The organism is Chitinophaga jiangningensis, from assembly GCF_900142605.1.
GTDB classification, from domain to species: domain Bacteria; phylum Bacteroidota; class Bacteroidia; order Chitinophagales; family Chitinophagaceae; genus Chitinophaga; species Chitinophaga jiangningensis.
Map to the genome: position 1 here is coordinate 336,961 of NZ_FRBL01000006.1, position 18,940 is coordinate 355,900.

Genomic DNA, 18,940 nt, shown 5'->3' on the forward strand with positions numbered 1-18,940 from the left:
ATCTATTTCCATCGCTGATAAAAAAAGAGGGCCATTTGAGCCCTCTTTTTTTATTTTTGTACCGCTAAATCGTAAACACATGGAAAATCAGGAGGATGAACAACAGCAGCTCAATATAGAACTGACTGAAGAAATGGCTGAAGGTCAATACGCTAATCTCGCTATCATTACGCATTCCAACGCAGAATTCGTGGTGGATTTTGTTAATGTGATGCCTGGTCTGCCTAAAGCAAAAGTAAAATCCCGCATCATACTCACTCCGCAGCATGCCAAGCGTTTCATGAAGGCAATGGTGGATAATATCAAGAAATACGAATCTGTACACGGTACTATTCAGGATCAGGAGCCGGTTTCCCTCCCAATGAACTTCGGAGGCCCTACTGCACAGGCTTAATTCGTTTTTAGTAGTATTTCAGATTTTTCTCATGGAAGAAATTATTTCATACCATCACCTGCGGGAATTTACTCATGAAGTGTTTATCCACATGGGATGTTCCGTTGAACATGCAGCCCTGGCCAGCGAAGTGCTGGTATCGGCCGATCTCAGAGGTATCGATTCCCACGGGGTAGCCAGGTTATCAGGATATGTACGCCTCTGGGAGGCAGGCCGTATCAACGCTAAGCCAGATATCCGTATCGTTCATGAAACCCCCAGCACAGCTGTGGTGGATGGGGATGCAGGTCTGGGCCTCGTTGTAGCGCCCTTTGCCATGCAGGTGGCCATCGAAAAAGCCGCTGTTGCAGGTACCGGGTGGGTAAGCGTTAAAAATTCAAACCACTTCGGTATCGCCGGCTACCACGCCATGAAGGCGCTGGATCGCGATATGATCGGTATGGCCATGACCAACGCCAGTCCCCTGGTAGCGCCTACTTTCTCTAAAGAACGTATGCTGGGTACCAATCCCATTGCAGTAGCTATTCCTGCAAAAGAACAACCACCTTTTGTGGCCGACTTTGCCACTACCACCGCCGCCAACGGTAAGCTCGAAATTTTACAGCGTAAAAATGAAGATGCGCCATACGGCTGGATCCAGGATAAAGATGGCCACCCAAGCACCAACCCCCACGAGCTCAAAAATGGTGGCGCCCTGCTGCCGCTCGGTGGCGACCGTGAACACGGAAGTCATAAAGGGTATTGTTTGGGAGCAATTGTTGATATATTTTCGGCCGTGCTTTCAGGCGCCAATTACGGACCGTGGGCACCTCCTTTTGTGAGCTTCCTGCCACTGGCACCGGATCCGGTAGGGGAAGGACTCGGTCACTTCTTCGGTGCTATGCGTGTAGATGCATTCCGCCCGGCAGATGAATTCAAAGCCCACATGGATACCTGGATCAGCAGATTCCGTTCCGCCACACCTGTGGAAGGTAAACAAGTGCTCATCCCGGGAGATCCGGAAAGGGAAATGCAGCAACACCGCCTGGATAATGGCGTTCCTGTGCTGGCACCTGTGGTGAAGGACTTAAAAGAAGTAGCGGCTAAGTTTAACTTGAATTTTTAAAATAATCTCATCAATCATATACAATTATTATTCAGATGAAAGTGTTAAAATTTGGTGGAACCTCCGTGGGAAAACCAGAGCGCATGCATTCGATAGCCCAACTGGTAACCGCTGAAGGCGGCCAGAAAATTGTGGTGCTGTCTGCACTGTCAGGTACAACTAACGCCCTCGTGGAAATTGGTCAGTCACTGTCAGAAGGTAAGAAGGAACAGGCTAAACAGCTCATCGATAAGCTGGAAGCTCACTACCGCTCTTTCTGTGAAGAACTGGTCAAGACCGACGCCGGCCGTGCTGCCGCCAAGGCTATCGTGGATGAACACTTCGAATTCCTGAATATCATCCTGAAGATATCTTTCAATGAAGCATTGAATAAAGATATCCTGGCACAGGGAGAATTGCTCTCTACCAAATTGTTCTTCGCATACCTCAGAGAAGCAGGTATTTCCGCAGAACTGCTGCCAGCACTGGATTTCATGAGCATCGACGAGTTCGAAGAGCCTGAAATTCCAAAAATCAAAACTAAACTCACCACCCTGATCGATCAGAATAAAGACACACAGCTCTTTATCACACAGGGTTATATCTGCCGCAACGCGAAAGGGGAAGTAGATAACCTGAAACGTGGTGGTTCCGACTACTCTGCATCACTCATCGGTGCTGCTATCCAGGCGGAGGAAGTGCAGATCTGGACGGATATCGACGGTATGCATAACAACGATCCACGCGTCGTGAAGAAAACCTTCCCGATCGAACAGCTCTCCTTCGACGAGGCTGCGGAACTGGCCTACTTCGGTGCTAAGATCCTGCATCCTGCTTCTATCTGGCCTGCACAGCATTTCAACATTCCGGTGAAACTGCTCAATACCATGCAGCCTGATGCAAGAGGTACCATCATCACTGAACTGCCTAACGGTAATGGTGTAAAAGCTATCGCTGCGAAAGACGGTATCATCGCCATCAAAATCAAATCCAGCCGCATGCTGCTGGCTTATGGCTTCCTGCGTAAAATTTTCGAAGTATTCGAAAAATACCGCACTCCAATCGATATGATCACTACTTCTGAAGTAGCGGTATCTCTCACGATCGATAACCCGCAACACCTGGATCTGATCCTGAAAGAACTGCAACCTTTTGGTTCTGTAGAACTGGATTACCAGCAGGCGATCGTTTCCATCGTAGGTAACGAAGTGGCTGCTACCCCTTCTATTATCACCAAACTGTTCGCTTCCCTGGAAGAAGTGCCACTGCGCATGATCTCCTACGGAGGTAGCCGTCATAACATTTCCATCCTGGTGAATGCGCAGCTGAAAGAAAAAACACTGCAGTTGTTGAATAAAGGATTATTCGGACTGGAATAAGGAAAGATAATATCGCGCGCTGCGCGAAACTTTGTCAGCCGACACCTTCGGTGTCGGCTGATTTATTTTACGACCTGCCGAGGCGCTGGTCAAATTGGAAGGGTTGTGTTTTCCTGACAAGGATTTCTGCGGCTTCCGGGTGCTCCGGATTGATCAGGTAATTATACTCGTCAGCAATAATAACAGAAGGGATTTTCAGTACCGGATACTTTGCAGTTTCTATCCATTCATCACCGATGCATTGCAGCTCAGGTAAAGGAGCCAGCGACTGCCAGTTAGCCGGCAAATCTTCCGGGGTAAGGACTTTTATACCTATGTTATCCGGAATATGAATGGCTGCTATACAAAAATCCTGTATAATATTTTTCAGTGGTATGTGTACCAACACCTCCAGGGCAGCAAGCGCACGGGAGCCTGCCGTATACACAATGGAATGCCCTTTGCTGTTCCAGCGGCCACCATACAGGCGCGCGCCGGTTCCGCTCAGGTCATTGATGTAAGCACACTTACTGATCCTGTAAACGTCCATGAGAGAAAAGTTAATAGCTATGCAAACAAGCCATGTTCAATACGGCCCAGTTCATCCTGTATGAGCTGAAATCCGAAAGTGGTGTCTAATAGCGAAATAGGGAGTTGATAGTTGAAGGATGGCAGCGGTGTGCGCATCCATTCCTTGAAGTTTTCGAGGTCGCCGAATACCTCGGCCCCTCGTTGGTAAAGCGCAGAGAGCATAATCGCCCGCTCGCTCGTGTCCAGCGATAATTTGGCATCGTCCGCATAACGCTGCAACGTGCGTTCTGATATATGTACCACCTGCGCAAGTTCCGTTAAGGAAAAAGATATCTGCCTGCTCAGGTTAAGCAGGGCCCTTTTAATAATGCCACTTCGGGACAACGCGATGAAATCAAAATATCCGGTACCCACATGTTCCGCCTGAATCAGCAGCGCATTTTCCTGTGCCTGGTAGCCTTTAAAATTTTGCATAATCCGACATTTGTCACAAAATTAAGGATTTTTGTCGTAATTATTGAGCTTTATCCTCAAAATAGCCGATTTTTCGCATTTGGCTGATTTCCAATGTAATAACACCGTACTCTGCAATCACTCGGCCCTGCAACTGGTAAAACCCACCTTTCTGAAAGGGATATTGGCGCAAACTGTCCGGAAAATGAACGGTATCCACAAACTGATCTTCTGCATCCAGAAAAGTACCAAAACACATGGGCTCGCCCTTAGACGTCCTTAACATCTTCATAGTCACATAATACCCCAGTGCTATAATTTCCTTCCCGATATACTGCCGGAAATCGCGGGCAAGGATATAGGCCGACTGATTATGTTGCAGTATACTGAAAGGGGATTGCAACGGAAACCCCAGCTGGTCTATCTCATCAAAGGCATCCTCATGGGTATGGTAACTTAATTGCGGCAAGGTACAGTCTACCGGTGCGGGTTTAAATAATGGGAGATGGTGGATCTGCTTCACTTCGCGGCCGCGTACCAGCAGGCTGCCTTTCCACAGCAGTTCTTTTTTCGTATAGCCGGTGAAGTTAAAACAGCCAATGCGTATCAGGATCTCCAGCTGCTCTGGTCCTGGTGCTATCCGCTCCACAAAATCTTCCAGGTGCAGATAGGGGCCGTATTCCAGTCTTTCTGTCAAAATCCGCTCTGCCAGCGCCTGTTCCAGTCCTTCTATGTGGATAAACCCTACATACACTTCCTTGCCTTTGATATTGGTAACATAATCGCTATGATTCACACAGGGAGCATGTACCCGCACACCGGTCTGTTTCAGCTGGTTGAAATACAGCTCCCTGCTGTAAAAGCCACCGAAATTATTGATCACGGCTACCATAAATTCTGCCGGATAATAGGTTTTCAAATACAGGCTCTGATAGCTTTCCACGGCAAAGCTGGCGGAGTGGGCTTTTGAGAAGGAAAAGTTGGCGAAGCTGGCAATCTGCCGCCATACTTCTTCGCTTACATGTCGGGGATGTCCTTTGGCATCGCAGTTGCGGAAAAAACGCAACTGTATCTGCTCCAAATCTTTTAATCCTCTGTATTTCCCTGCCATGGCTCTACGCAGCCGGTCTGCATCTGCGAGCTCCATATCTGCAAACTTATGCGCCACCTTAATTACATCTTCCTGGTACACCATGATGCCAAAAGTTTCTTTCAGCAACTCCTCGATAATAGGGTGGAGGTATTGTACACTTTTAGGATTGTTGTATCGCTCAATATATTGCTTCATCATGCCGGATTGTGCTACCCCGGGGCGAATGATGGAGCTGGCCGCTACCAGCGACAGGTAATTATCGCAGCGCAGTTTGGTGAGCAGCTGCCGCATGGCCGGCGATTCTATATAAAAGCAGCCGATGGTATTCACATTCCGCAGGTTGTGCTTCACCTGTTCATCTTTCATGAAAGCCTGCACCTGGTGAATATCTATGTCGATACCATGGTTCTGCTTTATCAGGTCAATGGCATCACGGATATGCCCGAGGCCGCGCTGGCTCAGGATATCAAACTTATACAGCCCGATGGCTTCGGCCTGGAACATATCCATTTGTGCGGTGCTGAAACCTTTTGGTGGAAAATAGGTAGTGCAGTAATGGTGAATGGGCGCATCGCTGATCAGTATACCGCCGGCATGGATGCTGAGATGGTTGGGAAAGGATTTTTCCTGGTTGTCCATCAGCTGGCAAAAGTGCAGGATCTTGCGCTGTATGCTGTCTTCATTCAGTTGTATGCTCAGGCCTCCGGTGAGAATCCGGTCTATCTCCTTTTTAGGCAGCCCGTAGGCTTTTCCCAGCTCACGTATGATCGCATGCGTCTGAAATGTAGTCACAGTACCGAGTAATGCGGTATGTTCAGCCCCGTATTTTTTAAAAATATATTCCGTGATGGTATCTCTGTCTTTCCAGGAGAAGTCGATGTCGAAGTCAGGAGGAGAGCTGCGGTACAGGTTCAGGAAGCGTTCAAAATAGAGGTCCAGCTCAATAGGGTCTACGTCTGTAATCCGCAGGCAGTAAGCGACTATCGAGTTGGCGCCACTACCTCTTCCTACATAAAAAAATCCCCTGTCCTGTGCAAAACGAATGATGTCCCAGGTAATCAGAAAGTAGGATTCAAAATTCAGTTTAGCGATAATATCCAGTTCTTTTTCTATTCTTTCGTGTGCCTGCTCCAGGTCTTCCGTTGTGGTATAGCGCCGGGCCATGCCTTCGAAAGCCAGCTTCCGCAATAGTTGCCGGTCTTCTTCAATGCTGTTGGTAAATATTTTTTTATTTCGGGGGATGTTCATTTTCATTTCCACTTCACAGGCGTCGAGCAGGGCCAGGGTGTTCTCCACAATATGCGGGTACTGTTCAAAGTGCGATACGAGATCGGCCGGGTGGAGGAACATTTCATCCGGACCAGCAATGGTATCGGTTGATAGCTGGGAGATGAGGATGTTCTGGTCAATTGCCCTGAGTACCTGGTGGAGTTCATAATGCAGTTCATCCTGGTAGGTAACCGGCTGCATGATCACCAGTTTTTTCCGGATGGCGAGGGTATCCACTCTAAACAGTTTATTGATATCGCGTACACTTACGCCGAGTAGTTCATTGTCGTGTAATGCAAGTGGGGCCTGCGTTCCCCAGGGATATATCACGTAGGTGTCCGGCAGTTGCGGAGCTCTTTCCGGAAAGGGTTCTTCTGTATGTAGTTTGTGGGAAAGGAATTTATTGATATGGTACCATCCCTGTTGATTCTTTGCCAGCAGCAGGTAGCAGCGGGTATGATCGTTTCTGCATTCAATCCCCAGTACGGGTTTGATATCATGTTTCTGGCATTCGGTCACAAAGGTCCATGCATCGGAGGTGATGTTGATATTGGTAAGTGCAAGGGTGGTGATGCCCAGCTGTTTTGCCTGCTCCACCAATGTTTCCACGTGCATGGTGCCGTATCGTAAGCTAAAAAATGTTTTACAGTTCAGGTACATTGTTAATTAGTTTAACGGAAGCCTCCGGGCTTTCGCCCCGGAGCTTCCTGATTGGGCTGTACAACCAGTAATGAAGGCTTTAAGCATCGCGTAAACGATTTTCGGCCTCAGATACATCAGACTGACCAACTGATTGGGCTGTGCAACCAGTAATGAAGGCTTTTAGCATCGCGTACACGATTTTCGGCCTCAGATAAATCAGACTGCCTTCCTGATTGGGCTGTGCAACCAGTAATGAAGACTTTTAGCATCGCGTAAACGATTTTCGGCCTTATATAAATCAGACTGACCAACTGATTGGCTGTGCAATCAGTAACGGAGGCTTTGAGCATCGCGTACACGATTTTCGGCCTCACATAAATCAGACTGCCTTCCTGATTGGGCTGTGCAACCAGTAATGAAGACTTTGAGCATCGCATAAACGATTTTCGGCCTCACATAAATCAGTGCTGTCTGATACTTGTGCACAGCCCATTAGGACATCGCATTTAAAAGGGGCGGCTCTCTATTTACTTAGTCGCCTGAACAATGGATGAAAGGCCGTTTGCGATAAAGCTAAGGAGTGGTTTCCTGGAGGTAGGCAGACCGTGATGTATATTACGGAGCGGTGCATCCTACACTTTGAAATACGGTGTGATTTCTTTCTGCCGGCTCAGGTGTTTTTTCTCCGGAGGTACCACATTGGTTCCTTTCATAAGAAATTCCCATCCAAACCTGTTTTTAATCTGATCTATTGCCTGATAGAGGGCAATCATTTCCTGGCTGTCGTCGAACAGGCTGATCTGATAATTTCCCTGTACGAGGTGGCTGAACCGCACGCCGATGAGTCGGACGAGCAGCCGGCGATCGTAGAGTTTTTTAAAGAGTTCTTTTACTTTTTCCAGCAGGATATGATCGGCGCAGCAGTAGGGGATGCTCATCTGTTTGGTAACGGTTTCGAAGTCCGAGTACCTGATTTTTACGGTGATGCAGCCGGTAAGTTTATTTTGCTGCCGCAGTTCAAAGGCAATTTTTTCTGTCATGCGTACGAGTTCTGCATGCATAAATTCCATATCGATGGTATCTACAGGAAAAGTATTTTCTGTTGAAATAGATTTTTGTTCATAGTAGGGGATCACGGGTGTTTCATCTATCCCATTGGCTTTTTTCCATAGGGAGATGCCATGCTTTCCCATCCACGCTTCCAGCAGAGATACCGGTACTTCGCTGAGCGTTTTCACGGTTTCTACTCCGCGCCGACGGAGTTGTGCAGCGGTTTCTTTTCCTACCATGGGAATTTTTTCAATCTTCAGCGGTGCGAGAAAAGATTTTTCCTCTCCGAAAAGAATTTCCAGCTGTCCGTTGGGTTTGGCTTCATCGGTGGCTACTTTGGACACCAGTTTATTAGAGGCCAGCCCGAAGGAGATGGGCAGTCCCGATTCCTTCATAATTGTTTTTCTCAGTTCAGTTGTCCATTTGAGGGAACCGAAAAATTTATCCATACCGCTGATGTCTATATAAAATTCATCGATGGATGATTTTTCATAGAGCGGTGCTTTGTCGGCAATGATTTCGGTTACTTCCCGGGATTTGTTGCTATAGGCTTCCATATCGCCACTGCGCACGATGGCGTGTGGACAAAGGCGCAGGGCCGTTTTCATGGGCATGGCAGAGTGGATGCCGTAGCGTCTGGCCTCGTAGCTGCAGGCCGACACTACGGCACGGTCGCTGCTGCCGCCTACCAGTAGTGGCTTTCCGAGCAGGCTGCTGTCTTGCTGGCATTCTACTGAAACAAAGAAGCAGTCAAGGTCGAGATGCGCAATAGCGCGTTGTTGCAACGATAGCATAACTCAGGTTTTTGAATTAACAGTTCGTTTTTGCAAGCAGAAGGGTAGTGGTTAACGGCCGCTGTTGGTGCGGAATTCAAAGGTACTAATATTTTTAGTTTTACTAAAATAATTAGTAAGATAATCGGGGTGCTAAATAGATTTCGTAATTTTGCAACATATCGGGCATACAATCTGTAATATGTCAAGCATATGAGAATGAGGTAAAAGGAAATTGTGAATATTCATCCTTTAAAGCATGTTCCTATGACAAAAACGGATTATCGCAAAGAGCTCCTTCTCCTGGCCCTCCTCGTGGCCCCGCTCGTTTATCTGGGCCTTATCTGGCAGTCATTACCGGATGTTTTTCCTGCAGCCCTGAACGATACGGTACAGCAGCAGATTCAGACTAAAAGTGATTTCCTGTTGCTGATGATATTTGTATTTCTCACGAATGGTTTATTGTATGCATTGTTTCGCTATCTGCCACGTACGGATGGGGATCAGGTGAGTGATCCGGGAATTATGCACCAGGAGTATTACCGGGTGAGGTTTGTAATGCAGCTGGCACTCACAGCCATGAGTTGCCTGATTATCCTGATGGTACAAACGGGGCATTACTATGCGATGGAGCGCTGGGCATTTATCGGGATAGGGTTGGTGATCACGGGCATAGGCCTGTATCTGAGAAATTTGCAACCCAATAATTATGTGGGAATCCGTACTCCATGGACCCTGCAGAGCGCAGCAATATGGAAGGAAACCCACCGGTTTGCCAGTATATTATGGACAGCGGCCGGTATCGTGTTTATCGCCGGCGCCTTCTTCATGTCGCTCATTACGGGGATATTCGTTATATTTGCTGCATCAATGATACTACCGGTACTGCCTTACATTTATTCTTTCAGGCAGTATAACCAGGACAAGGGTTAACGGCGTTGATACCGACACTGCTTACATAGTGGTCAATACATAAAAAAGAAATGGCGGCTTCTTGACAAGGCCGCCATTATTATTTGGAGTAATCTTCAACAATTAGATCCAGCCGCGCTGGCCTTTTGTCATAATCATCGCTACCATAATAATGATCAGGATCATCGCGATGCTGTAGAAATTAAGCGCCAGTTTGTGCTTTTTAACCGCATCTGTAGCTTTTTTCACTTTTGATTTACCAATGTGAACCAGTGCAATGGCAGCAATGGCCAGTGACTCATGTTCCACAGTGAATAAACGCAGTACCGAATCTTTCATCGCTGCTCCCATATCTGCACGGGCTGCACCTACCAGTGGACTGGTAAAGAAAAGAATGATACCTACCAGCAATTGAATATCGCAGGCAATCATAAAGAAAAGACCTGCCTTATTATCTGCAGCGGTGAACGGAGTTTTGCCCGAAACACCTTTGTAAGCACGGATTACGGCCCAAATACCGGTGAGCAGTACCGCCCATCTCAAAATGGAATGTACAAGTAACATAATTAGTTAAATTGATTAATCCGGGCAAAAATAAGTCTTGGCCGCCAGATATATTTGGTAAATGATAAAAATATTTGCTAATTTTGTTAGCAAGGTACTAAATTATTTAGGTTATGTCCGTAGTATGCCAGAATTTGAAATATCTGCGTAAGCAAAAAGGCTGGACGCAGCAAGAATTTGCCGACAAACTCGGTATCAAGCGTTCCCTGCTCGGCGCATATGAAGAAGAGCGTGCGGAACCAAGAACGGAAGTGCTGGAACAGGTAAGTGATATGTTCAGGGTATCCATTGATGATCTGCTGCGAAGAGATCTCAGTTCACAGAAAGACAGCTACCTGGAAAAACGCCGCCAGCAAAAACTCGGCAGCAGCAGGCAGTCTATTACTTTTGTGCCTGTTAAAGCAGCCGCAGGTTACCTGGCAGGATACAACGATGAAGAATTTATCGAAGAACTGAACACTTTTACCCTGCCTATGCTGGGCGCCGGAGATTACCGTGCTTTTGAAATCGCCGGGGACTCCATGCTGCCCGTATCATCCGGCTCCGTGATCGTTTGTCATAAGATCGACGGCTGGGAGGATATCAAAAACAACGAAACCTATGTGGTAGTAACTACCCGCGGCGGTATCGTGTTTAAAAGAGTTCAGAAAAGCAACCGCGCTAAATCCAGAATCACGCTGGTGTCCGACAATCTACAGTTCGAGCCGTATGCCGTTGAAATGGAAGATGTACTGGAACTCTGGCAGTCAGACGCCGTAATCAGTAAATCCAGCCAGCAAAGCCGGTTGAGTGTTAACCACCTGGCCGATGTAGCCACTCAGCTGCAAAGCCTCCAGGACCAGGTTAGTCTGCTCAAAAAGAAAATTAAAGACTAGTTGCAGCAGCCTCCCAAAAGGCTGTTCTGCTGCTGAAGGGTGAGAACGGTGATCAATCGCTGCCAGAATGGCTCGTTCCACCGTTTACCCAACAGTACAAGCGCATTCCAACAATAGTACTGCGGGAACTATCCCCGCAGTCTTTATCTGCGGGAATGGCCTGGTTCCCCTATTGCCAGTTCATTTCCGCTTCCTTGTTTCCGGATTTTTCCTACGTTTCCGAGAACAACACCCCACAGTATGCCGGTTGCCAGATGATCAGGGTAGTTAGCAGTTAGTACCGTGACCATGCGGTAACCGCAGCTGAAGGGGATATTAACAGGCCCAGCAAGGTGGAAAAGCCACCATCACCCAACTTACTGATTCAACATCATTAGTACTGAAAAAGCCTGTTCAGGCTGTCGCCGTGCAGATAATTATTAACAACCCCCGTAGGGGAAGCGTTTTGCACCCGACGCCTGGTGGTACACAAAGGCACAAGTCCATGCCGTTCCGCAGCCCTGAGCCTTTGTGTACCGCGGTACTTTCGCGCCATTCTTTGGCCGTTCGCATGAAAAATCCTAATTTGAAAGACAATTTCCGATCTGATCACCCAAATTGTCTGCCCATGAGGTTTCATGTATCGCTGGCCGAAGCATTGCAACAACTGCAGAAAAGTGAAGACGACTTCGCCGTATTATTCGAGCACGGAAGTATGAGAGGGATTATTTTCAGACCGGAAGACCTCGACGACCAGGAACCCCACACACAGGACGAAATATATATCGTGCTCAAAGGCAGCAGCGATTTTACCCTCGAAGAAAAGACGATAAAGGCAGGGCCGGGCGACTTCCTCTTCGTTCCCGCGGGTGCTGAACATAAATTCACTAACTTTACGCCCGATTTGCTCCTCTGGGTCATTTTCTATGGAGAAGAAGGAGGAGAGGAGGACTAAAGGAGAAAAAAATCTATCCTTTTTGTTTTTTCTGAATTTTATTCTATCTTTGCGTTCCTAAAAATAAGAGGCAAAATTATGTTGATAATTGATTCTAAAGATTGCGAAAACATAGACAAGGCGCTGAAAAAGTACAAGAAGAAATTTGAGAAAGCTCGCATCCTGCTGCAACTCAGATCACGCCAGTCTTTTACCAAACCTTCTGTTAAACGTCGTACTGAAGTACTGAAAGCCGTTTACAAACAACAGTTGGCTTCTGGTAAAATTGAAGGATAATATCCTTTGCTAATTAGCTTATAGCAACTCAAAATATTTGATGATTGTAAGGTTATTTGATAACTTTACAATCATCAATCTTTTTGTGTTGAATCAAGAGCTATATTCCTTATCCGAGCGCTTTTTATCCTATCTGGAGCTCGAAAAGCGATATTCAGTCCATACCTGCACTGCCTATCGTAACGACCTGACCCAGTTCCTGGACCATATTACTACCAGTTACGGTCGCACCCTTCTTGCTGACATTTCCCATATCATGATACGCGACTGGCTGGCATCCCTCATGGAGAATGCCATGACCGCCAAAAGCGTTAACCGGAAGATATCCACACTCAAATCATTTTTCAAATACTGCCTGCAACAGGCAATGATTACCCAGTCGCCCATGGTGAAGGTAATCGCTCCCAAAATTAAGAAACGCCTGCCCGGCTTTATTGATGAAAAAGGAATGCGCGCCCTGGAAGAAAATGTAAGTCCGGTGTCTACCACCGCGCTGCATATCTTTGCCAGCGACTTTGAAGGCCAGACGCATCAGTTGATATTTGAAGTGTTTTACCAGACAGGACTTCGTTTGTCGGAACTGATAGCCCTGGAAGAGTTCAAAATCGATAAGGGGAATCTCACGATTAAAGTAATGGGAAAAGGGGGTAAGGAGAGAATTATACCCATCTCTGCTGCGCTGGCAGCGCAGATACAGCGGTACCAATCTGAAAAGCGCTCCCACCTGGAGGATTTTGAAGAAAAGGTGTTATTTGTACATCCGAATACCGGACGCAAATTGTATCCCAAATATGTATACCTGATGGTGCGCAAATATCTCAGTGAGCACCAGATTACCACACTCAGGAAGAAAAGCCCGCATATCCTGCGCCACACCTTCGCTACGCACCTTACTAATAATGGTGCGGATCTGAATGCAGTGAAGGAGTTGTTAGGCCATGCGTCGCTGGCAGCTACGCAGGTGTATACACATAATACTATTGAGAAGCTGAAGAAAGTATATCAGCAGGCACATCCAAAGGCGTAAAGGGATTTTTCTGACTCCGTCTGTAATAAGCAAAACTCAATGCAAAGGTGTATAAATCCTTGCGGGGCAGGCTTCACTGTCTCTAGTAAACAAACCTTACCCACAAAGTAAATACAATCCGAACGGTGCATGCCTCCCCGCCTTAAACAAGCAAAACATTATTCGCCAGGCACAAGTGACATGCAATCTGAACGGGAGCATGTCTCACCGCCTCTAACCAACCCAACGTAATTCACCACGCACAATGGTGTATGGCACCCGAAAAGGGGAGGCCGCACTACCTCCATTAAGTCGACATTTTTCGCCACACACTAGGGTACATGCAATTCGAACGAGGGTATGCCTCACCGCCTCTAACAAGCGAAACACTATTCACCATCCACAAAGGTGCATACAATCTGAACGGAAGCATGCCTCACTGCCTCTAATAAAGCGAAACACAATCCATCAACCAGAAAGGAGCATACAATCCGGAAGGGGGCAGGGCGTTGCCCTGCCCCCTTCCGGATTTTGATTGCCGGCTTCGCCGGCAATCAAAATCCGGAAAACCTGTTACACAAACTGCAAACAAACCGGCATAGGAAATTGCTTTATGCAGCGTGAATCACTATAAATTTCATTTTAACAAAATATTACGCGGTATAGATGCGGTGAATAGATAAAGTAAGTATATTAGAGTAAGTAGAACTTCATACTGAAAGAGAATGCCTATGACCAAGCATTACCCCTTAGTATATAGATTGTTAAATATTTAAAAAATTAGTGCTATGAACGTTCAAATTCAAACAGTGCATTTCGATGCTGATTCAAAACTGATTGATCATGTGACAAGAAAGATTCAGAAATTGAATACGTTTCATGATCGGATAGTAAGCGTGGATGTTTTTCTTAAGTTGGACAATTTAGCGCATCAGATTAAGGACAAGATAGCGGAGATAAGGGTACGAATACCGCGACAGGACTTATTTGTAAAGCACGAGTCTAAATCATTTGAACTCTCATTTGACATGGCCTTCGAGAGCCTGATTGAGCAGGTTAAACGTAAGAAGGAGAAAAAAATTCAATAATTTTTTCGAATAATTTTGGAAATATCAATTCCTTTGCTACCTTTGCCATCCCGATTCGAAAAGGGGTCGGTAAAAGGTAGCAAAGTTCTTTATAGCAGGGCGTTTTAGCGGAAACAAATAAATTTTTCATTATTTGTAAGAAACTAAAAAAAAGATTTGGAGAAATGAAAAATTCACTTAATTTTGCGCTCTCTTTCAACGAGTTACTAACTCAGAAGAACGGGTTACCAAATTGAAAGAATGTTTTTTGAAAGATGCCAGCATAGCTCAGTTGGCCAGAGCTACTGATTTGTAATCAGTGGGTCGGGGGTTCGAATCCCTCTGCTGGCTCATCGTTTTGATTAAGTTATCCGGTTTACTAACGGTAACCGGATAACGAAAATCAGGAACAGAAAATTAAGTTAGGGCAGGTTCCAGAGCGGCCAAATGGGGCGGACTGTAAATCCGCTGTCTACGACTTCATAGGTTCGAATCCTATCCTGCCCACAGATCGGCGTGTTCCGCCTTTGCCTTTGCAGAGGCGGAACATAGTTGTGAAATGGAAGGTGAGTAATTCAGAGTTGAACACACGCCTGTGAGGACAACAGCCTTTATGTTCTTTAATTTACTTTATGATTCATTAACAGGAATAATGTTACTGTTATTACTGTAAAATGGGTTATTAATGCGGGAGTAGCTCAGTTGGTAGAGCGACAGCCTTCCAAGCTGTAGGTCGCGGGTTCGAACCTCGTCTCCCGCTCGCATTAATTTGCAATTTTTCAAGCTGTTGTAGCTCAGGGGTAGAGCACTTCCTTGGTAAGGAAGAGGTCGAGAGTTCAATTCTCTTCAACAGCTCAGAATTTTTTTGAAGAATAGTTGTAGTGAGTAGTTAAGTCGCATCAACAACTCCATAAAATTCGAATTTCGGGATTCGAATTTCCAATTCCCTCTCCGAAATTAAACTTAGCGTTGTAGCTCAATGGAAGAGCGTCCACTGAAACATTTCTGCGGAAGGACATGAGTTCAATTCTCATCAGCGGTACAAGTTTGTAAATCGTGTTTTAAACAACTATCAATACAATCTTTACAAACCATCTAAAAAGAAAATACAATGGCAAAAGAAACCTTTAAGCGGGATAAACCCCACGTAAACATTGGTACCATCGGCCACGTGGACCACGGTAAAACTACCTTGACTGCTGCCATTACCACAATTTTGGCAAACAAGGGTCTGGCAGAGAAGAGAGGTTATGATGAGATCGATGCTGCTCCTGAAGAAAAAGAAAGAGGTATCACTATCAATACAGCTCACGTAGAGTATCAGACTGCAAATCGTCACTATGCTCACGTTGACTGCCCTGGTCACGCTGACTATGTGAAAAATATGATCACTGGTGCTGCTCAGATGGACGGTGCTATCCTGGTGGTAGCCGCTACTGACGGTCCTATGCCACAAACTCGTGAGCACATCCTCCTGGCTCGTCAGGTAGGTGTACCTCAGGTAGTAGTTTTCATGAACAAAGTTGACCTGGTTGACGATGCTGAACTGCTGGAACTGGTTGAAATCGAAGTTCGTGATCTGCTGTCTTCCAACGGTTTCGACGGTGATAACGCTCCTGTAATCAAAGGTTCTGCAACCGGCGCTCTGGCTGGCGAAGAAAAATGGGTTAGCGCTATCGACGAACTGATGGCTGCAGTTGACTCTTACATTCCTCTGCCTCCACGTCCAGTTGATCAACCATTCCTGATGTCTGTAGAGGACGTATTCTCTATCACAGGTCGTGGTACTGTAGCAACTGGTCGTATCGAACGCGGTCGCATCAAAGTTGGTGAGAACGTTGAGATCGTAGGTCTGCAGGAAGAGTCTCTGAAATCTACTTGTACTGGTGTTGAGATGTTCAAAAAATTACTGGACGAAGGTGAAGCTGGTGATAACGCTGGTCTGCTCCTCCGCGGTATTGAGAAAACTCAGATCCGTCGTGGTATGGTTATCGTGGCACCTGGTTCTATCAAACCTCACTCCGAATTCAAATGCGAAGTATACGTACTGAGCAAAGAAGAAGGTGGTCGTCACACTCCATTCTTCAACAAATACCGTCCTCAGTTCTACTTCCGTACTACTGACGTAACCGGTGAAGTTGAACTGCCAGCTGGCGTTGAAATGGTTATGCCTGGTGATAACGTTTCTCTGACCGTTAAACTGATCCAGCCAATTGCGATGGATAAAGGTCTGAAATTCGCTATCCGCGAAGGTGGACGTACAGTAGGTGCTGGTCAGGTAACTGAAATCCTGAAATAAGGTATCTATATTGTGAAGCAATTCACAATATCTAAATAAAACTGTTAGCTTTGACTATCTTAGTCTTAAGCTCTGAAAAATCAAAGCTAACAGTTCATACACGGGCATGGTGCAACGGTAGCATACGGGTCTCCAAAACCTTTGATCTGGGTTCGAATCCTAGTGCCCGTGCAAGGTTATAAAAATTATAAAATGGTTGAATTGTTGTTATTTTAAAAAAATAAAGCAATTCAACCTTTTTAGGCTTTATCCAATTTGACCAAAAATGTATTTTAAATGAATAAGATCAGAAACTATTTCCGCGAGTCTTATCATGAACTGGTTTACAAAGTGTCCTGGCCTACCTGGCAGGAACTGCAGTCTTCTACCATGGTAGTACTGATCGCAACCCTCTTTGTGACAGCTCTGGTATGGGGCATGGATGCAGCCTCCAACTTCGTGTTAACTCACTATTATCAATTATTCAAACACTAATCAATATGGACGCAACCAATACTCCTGCGCAGGAAACAAAGTGGTACGTGCTCCGCGTTGTTAGTGGCAAGGAAAAAAAAGTGAAGGAATATCTGGATATTGAAGTGCGCCGCTCCGACTGGGGTAACGTGATCACCCAGGTCTTCCTGCCAGTGGAAAAAGTTTATAAAGTGCAAGCCGGTAAAAAAGTAATGCGCGAAAAAAACTTCTACCCTGGTTACGTGATGATCGAAGCCATCGACGGTAAAATGACCGATGAAGTAATCCAATCCATTCGCAATGTATCTGGTGTAATCCACTTCCTCGGTAAAGAAAAACCAATCGCCCTCCGCAAAGCAGAAGTAAACAAAATGTTAGGTAAAGTGGATGAACTCTCCGATCAGGGACTCACCATGAGCGAACCTTTCATCGTTGGCGAAACCATCAAAATTATCGATGGCCCTTTCAACGACTTCAACGGCGTCATCGAAGAAGTAATCGAAGACAAAAAGAAACTGAAAGTGACCGTGAAAATCTTTGGTCGCGCTACTCCGGTAGAACTCAACTTCATGCAGGTAGAAAAGCTTTCCTAAGCACCACCACCCGCATAATCATATTACTCAACGTTCCGGTATCCCACCGGAACGTTGTTCGTTTTATCCCTTACCCGCCAACATATCATGAAGCACCTGCTACTCCTCCTTTCCATATTATGCTTCCATACACCTTTATACGCACAGCAAACTGCCAGTGATACCGCAGTCATCAAAATCCCCCCAGCCGCCACCGTATCACCCACTGCCATGGGTAAATGGCTAAAAGCCAATGCCAGCAATGATTATGATGCGGTAAAATCTCTCTACTACTGGATTGCAAATAACATCCGCTATGATGTAACCCTCGCCAGCGCCGATAAACCCTATAAAGACACCATTGACGCGGCCATAAAAACACTTACCACCCATGCCGGCACCTGCCAGGGATATACCTGCCTGTTCTTTGAAGTATGCCGGCAAGCTAACATCCCCGTCGATCTGATCACCGGCTATACCTACGTGCAGGGACAGCTGTCCACCGATGGCAGCCATGGCTGGCTGGGTGTCCAACTAAATGGACAATGGGGAATCATTGATCCCACCTGGGGAGCCGGCGCAGTGGACGACAGTGATGTTTTCCGCTTCTCCTTTACCTGGGAGCAGTTTATGATCTCCCCTGAAAAAGCCATTTACACGCATGTACCCTTTGACCCGATTTTCCAATACCTTTCCCACCCAGTAAAACCGGATGAACTACGGGATCATACCTGGGAAACAGCCGCCAACAGGCCGGCTATTAATTTTGAAGACAGTATTGCTGCCTATAAAAAACAAACAGCCCTGGAACAGGTAAAAAGCAGGATGCGCCGGATGGAGGCATATGGCGTTATTAATCAGTTACAAAGAGACGAAGTTTCGTTTCTCCAAAAATCCATCCCGGCGGCTGCCTATAGTACTGACGTGGCTTCCGGCGCGGATGCCAGATTCCGGACTGCCATCAGTCAATACAATAAGCTGGTAACCCTTATCAGCAATAAAAAATCATGGGGAGGCACTGAATTCCTTATCTGGTCCGACTATCGCATTAAAGAATGCCAGGACATTCTTGCGGCAGCAAACGCAATACGTTTAACCTTTGACGTTAATGAACAAAACAGGTTAAACTTTGTGAAAACGGTGAATAAAACGCTCGCCCATCTGCAGAAAGGCCGGAAGGATTTTGTAGAAGTATTGAAGAAAAATCGATAAAACATCATTGATGGTGTATTGAGGATTGCTAAAATTATATACAACGGAAAATCAACGGGTTAATTAGTAAATCTGAATAGTAACGCCATATATTTGCAGCGTTTTAGACCAATAGGAGACAGT

Annotated in this window: 18 protein-coding genes and 6 tRNA genes; 19 read left to right on the plus strand and 5 right to left on the minus strand. The window is 46.1% G+C overall.

Features of this window, described 5'->3' with window-relative positions; all coding sequences use genetic code 11:
* The first annotated feature begins 79 nt into the window (after nucleotides 1-79).
* The 3 genes from BUB18_RS16955 to BUB18_RS16965 are packed head-to-tail and all read left to right on the plus strand — an operon-like array spanning nucleotide 80 to nucleotide 2,857.
* Complete coding sequence (locus BUB18_RS16955) at nucleotides 80-394, plus strand: DUF3467 domain-containing protein (RefSeq protein ID WP_073083403.1); 315 nt, start codon at nucleotides 80-82, stop codon at nucleotides 392-394.
* A 31-nt stretch (nucleotides 395-425) separates the two neighbouring features.
* Nucleotides 426-1,499, plus strand: coding sequence for an Ldh family oxidoreductase (locus tag BUB18_RS16960; protein WP_073083404.1), 1,074 nt, complete (start codon nucleotides 426-428; stop codon nucleotides 1,497-1,499).
* 35 nt (nucleotides 1,500-1,534) lie between these two features.
* Entirely contained in the window at nucleotides 1,535-2,857 is a 1,323-nt protein-coding gene (locus BUB18_RS16965) for an aspartate kinase (RefSeq protein ID WP_073083406.1), read from the plus strand.
* Nucleotides 2,858-2,924: 67 nt separating this feature from the next.
* Here BUB18_RS16965 and BUB18_RS16970 read toward each other — a convergent pair whose 3' ends face one another.
* The 4 genes from BUB18_RS16970 to dinB form a co-directional block, all read right to left on the minus strand.
* Nucleotides 2,925-3,386 (minus strand): RES family NAD+ phosphorylase, encoded by a 462-nt coding sequence (locus tag BUB18_RS16970; RefSeq protein WP_073083409.1) that lies wholly within the window; start codon nucleotides 3,384-3,386, stop codon nucleotides 2,925-2,927.
* A gap of 17 nt (nucleotides 3,387-3,403) precedes the next feature.
* Nucleotides 3,404-3,841 (minus strand): type II RES/Xre toxin-antitoxin system antitoxin, encoded by a 438-nt coding sequence (gene parS / locus BUB18_RS16975; protein WP_083550158.1) that lies wholly within the window; start codon nucleotides 3,839-3,841, stop codon nucleotides 3,404-3,406.
* A gap of 40 nt (nucleotides 3,842-3,881) precedes the next feature.
* Nucleotides 3,882-6,842: a DNA polymerase III subunit alpha gene (locus tag BUB18_RS16980; protein ID WP_073083411.1), complete on the minus strand. Its 2,961-nt coding sequence runs from the start codon at nucleotides 6,840-6,842 to the stop codon at nucleotides 3,882-3,884.
* Between the two features lie 614 nt (nucleotides 6,843-7,456).
* Complete coding sequence (gene dinB, locus BUB18_RS16985) at nucleotides 7,457-8,668, minus strand: DNA polymerase IV (protein WP_073083414.1); 1,212 nt, start codon at nucleotides 8,666-8,668, stop codon at nucleotides 7,457-7,459.
* 246 nt (nucleotides 8,669-8,914) lie between these two features.
* Between dinB and BUB18_RS16990 the strand changes: the two genes are divergently transcribed.
* Nucleotides 8,915-9,580 carry an SdpI family protein gene (locus tag BUB18_RS16990; RefSeq protein WP_073083416.1) on the plus strand — a complete coding sequence of 222 codons (666 nt, stop codon included), beginning with the start codon at nucleotides 8,915-8,917 and terminating at the stop codon, nucleotides 9,578-9,580.
* A gap of 102 nt (nucleotides 9,581-9,682) precedes the next feature.
* Here the strand turns inward: BUB18_RS16990 and BUB18_RS16995 are convergent, their stop codons facing one another.
* Nucleotides 9,683-10,123: a hypothetical protein gene (locus tag BUB18_RS16995; protein ID WP_073083419.1), complete on the minus strand. Its 441-nt coding sequence runs from the start codon at nucleotides 10,121-10,123 to the stop codon at nucleotides 9,683-9,685.
* A 113-nt stretch (nucleotides 10,124-10,236) separates the two neighbouring features.
* Between BUB18_RS16995 and BUB18_RS17000 the strand changes: the two genes are divergently transcribed.
* The 15 genes from BUB18_RS17000 to BUB18_RS17070 all read left to right on the plus strand — a co-directional run bounded on the left by BUB18_RS17000 (nucleotide 10,237) and on the right by BUB18_RS17070 (nucleotide 18,817).
* Complete coding sequence (locus BUB18_RS17000; RefSeq protein ID WP_073083421.1) at nucleotides 10,237-10,998, plus strand: XRE family transcriptional regulator; 762 nt, start codon at nucleotides 10,237-10,239, stop codon at nucleotides 10,996-10,998.
* A gap of 607 nt (nucleotides 10,999-11,605) precedes the next feature.
* On the plus strand, nucleotides 11,606-11,932 hold the full coding sequence (locus tag BUB18_RS17005; RefSeq protein ID WP_073083423.1) for a cupin domain-containing protein: 327 nt from the start codon (nucleotides 11,606-11,608) through the stop codon (nucleotides 11,930-11,932).
* A 78-nt stretch (nucleotides 11,933-12,010) separates the two neighbouring features.
* Nucleotides 12,011-12,208, plus strand: a complete 198-nt coding sequence (gene rpsU, locus BUB18_RS17010; protein WP_073083426.1) for a 30S ribosomal protein S21 — start codon at nucleotides 12,011-12,013, stop codon at nucleotides 12,206-12,208.
* Between the two features lie 85 nt (nucleotides 12,209-12,293).
* On the plus strand, nucleotides 12,294-13,235 hold the full coding sequence (locus BUB18_RS17015; protein ID WP_394333102.1) for a tyrosine-type recombinase/integrase: 942 nt from the start codon (nucleotides 12,294-12,296) through the stop codon (nucleotides 13,233-13,235).
* 767 nt (nucleotides 13,236-14,002) lie between these two features.
* Complete coding sequence (locus BUB18_RS17020; RefSeq protein WP_073083428.1) at nucleotides 14,003-14,302, plus strand: HPF/RaiA family ribosome-associated protein; 300 nt, start codon at nucleotides 14,003-14,005, stop codon at nucleotides 14,300-14,302.
* Between the two features lie 256 nt (nucleotides 14,303-14,558).
* Nucleotides 14,559-14,632 (plus strand) — tRNA-Thr (locus BUB18_RS17025).
* Between the two features lie 74 nt (nucleotides 14,633-14,706).
* A tRNA-Tyr gene (locus tag BUB18_RS17030) sits at nucleotides 14,707-14,788 on the plus strand.
* 180 nt (nucleotides 14,789-14,968) lie between these two features.
* A tRNA-Gly gene (locus tag BUB18_RS17035) sits at nucleotides 14,969-15,041 on the plus strand.
* A 23-nt stretch (nucleotides 15,042-15,064) separates the two neighbouring features.
* Nucleotides 15,065-15,136 (plus strand) — tRNA-Thr (locus BUB18_RS17040).
* Between the two features lie 110 nt (nucleotides 15,137-15,246).
* Nucleotides 15,247-15,323 (plus strand) — tRNA-OTHER (locus tag BUB18_RS17045).
* 69 nt (nucleotides 15,324-15,392) lie between these two features.
* Nucleotides 15,393-16,580: an elongation factor Tu gene (gene tuf, locus BUB18_RS17050; RefSeq protein ID WP_073083429.1), complete on the plus strand. Its 1,188-nt coding sequence runs from the start codon at nucleotides 15,393-15,395 to the stop codon at nucleotides 16,578-16,580.
* Nucleotides 16,581-16,680: 100 nt separating this feature from the next.
* Nucleotides 16,681-16,751: transfer RNA gene (locus BUB18_RS17055), tRNA-Trp, on the plus strand.
* A 105-nt stretch (nucleotides 16,752-16,856) separates the two neighbouring features.
* The gene (gene secE / locus BUB18_RS17060) at nucleotides 16,857-17,054 is read left to right on the plus strand and encodes a preprotein translocase subunit SecE (protein ID WP_073083431.1); all 198 of its coding nucleotides are present in this window, start codon (nucleotides 16,857-16,859) and stop codon (nucleotides 17,052-17,054) included.
* A gap of 5 nt (nucleotides 17,055-17,059) precedes the next feature.
* A complete protein-coding gene (gene nusG, locus BUB18_RS17065; RefSeq protein WP_073083433.1) occupies nucleotides 17,060-17,626 on the plus strand; it encodes a transcription termination/antitermination protein NusG in 567 nt (188 codons plus the stop codon).
* A gap of 87 nt (nucleotides 17,627-17,713) precedes the next feature.
* Nucleotides 17,714-18,817, plus strand: coding sequence for a transglutaminase domain-containing protein (locus BUB18_RS17070; protein WP_073083434.1), 1,104 nt, complete (start codon nucleotides 17,714-17,716; stop codon nucleotides 18,815-18,817).
* Nucleotides 18,818-18,940: the final 123 nt, after the last annotated feature.

Excerpts from the sequence above, each read along its gene's own strand:
- BUB18_RS16955 (WP_073083403.1), top strand. The coding sequence starts at position 80 with ATGGAAAATCAGGAGGATGAACAACAGCAGCTCAATATAGAACTGACT.
- BUB18_RS16960 (WP_073083404.1), top strand. The coding sequence starts at position 426 with ATGGAAGAAATTATTTCATACCATCACCTGCGGGAATTTACTCATGAA.
- BUB18_RS16965 (WP_073083406.1), top strand. The coding sequence starts at position 1,535 with ATGAAAGTGTTAAAATTTGGTGGAACCTCCGTGGGAAAACCAGAGCGC.
- BUB18_RS16970 (WP_073083409.1), bottom strand. The coding sequence starts at position 3,386 with ATGGACGTTTACAGGATCAGTAAGTGTGCTTACATCAATGACCTGAGC.
- parS (WP_083550158.1), bottom strand. The coding sequence starts at position 3,841 with ATGCAAAATTTTAAAGGCTACCAGGCACAGGAAAATGCGCTGCTGATT.
- BUB18_RS16980 (WP_073083411.1), bottom strand. The coding sequence starts at position 6,842 with ATGTACCTGAACTGTAAAACATTTTTTAGCTTACGATACGGCACCATG.
- dinB (WP_073083414.1), bottom strand. The coding sequence starts at position 8,668 with ATGCTATCGTTGCAACAACGCGCTATTGCGCATCTCGACCTTGACTGC.
- BUB18_RS16990 (WP_073083416.1), top strand. The coding sequence starts at position 8,915 with ATGACAAAAACGGATTATCGCAAAGAGCTCCTTCTCCTGGCCCTCCTC.
- BUB18_RS16995 (WP_073083419.1), bottom strand. The coding sequence starts at position 10,123 with ATGTTACTTGTACATTCCATTTTGAGATGGGCGGTACTGCTCACCGGT.
- BUB18_RS17000 (WP_073083421.1), top strand. The coding sequence starts at position 10,237 with ATGTCCGTAGTATGCCAGAATTTGAAATATCTGCGTAAGCAAAAAGGC.
- BUB18_RS17005 (WP_073083423.1), top strand. The coding sequence starts at position 11,606 with ATGAGGTTTCATGTATCGCTGGCCGAAGCATTGCAACAACTGCAGAAA.
- rpsU (WP_073083426.1), top strand. The coding sequence starts at position 12,011 with ATGTTGATAATTGATTCTAAAGATTGCGAAAACATAGACAAGGCGCTG.
- BUB18_RS17020 (WP_073083428.1), top strand. The coding sequence starts at position 14,003 with ATGAACGTTCAAATTCAAACAGTGCATTTCGATGCTGATTCAAAACTG.
- tuf (WP_073083429.1), top strand. The coding sequence starts at position 15,393 with ATGGCAAAAGAAACCTTTAAGCGGGATAAACCCCACGTAAACATTGGT.
- secE (WP_073083431.1), top strand. The coding sequence starts at position 16,857 with ATGAATAAGATCAGAAACTATTTCCGCGAGTCTTATCATGAACTGGTT.
- nusG (WP_073083433.1), top strand. The coding sequence starts at position 17,060 with ATGGACGCAACCAATACTCCTGCGCAGGAAACAAAGTGGTACGTGCTC.
- BUB18_RS17070 (WP_073083434.1), top strand. The coding sequence starts at position 17,714 with ATGAAGCACCTGCTACTCCTCCTTTCCATATTATGCTTCCATACACCT.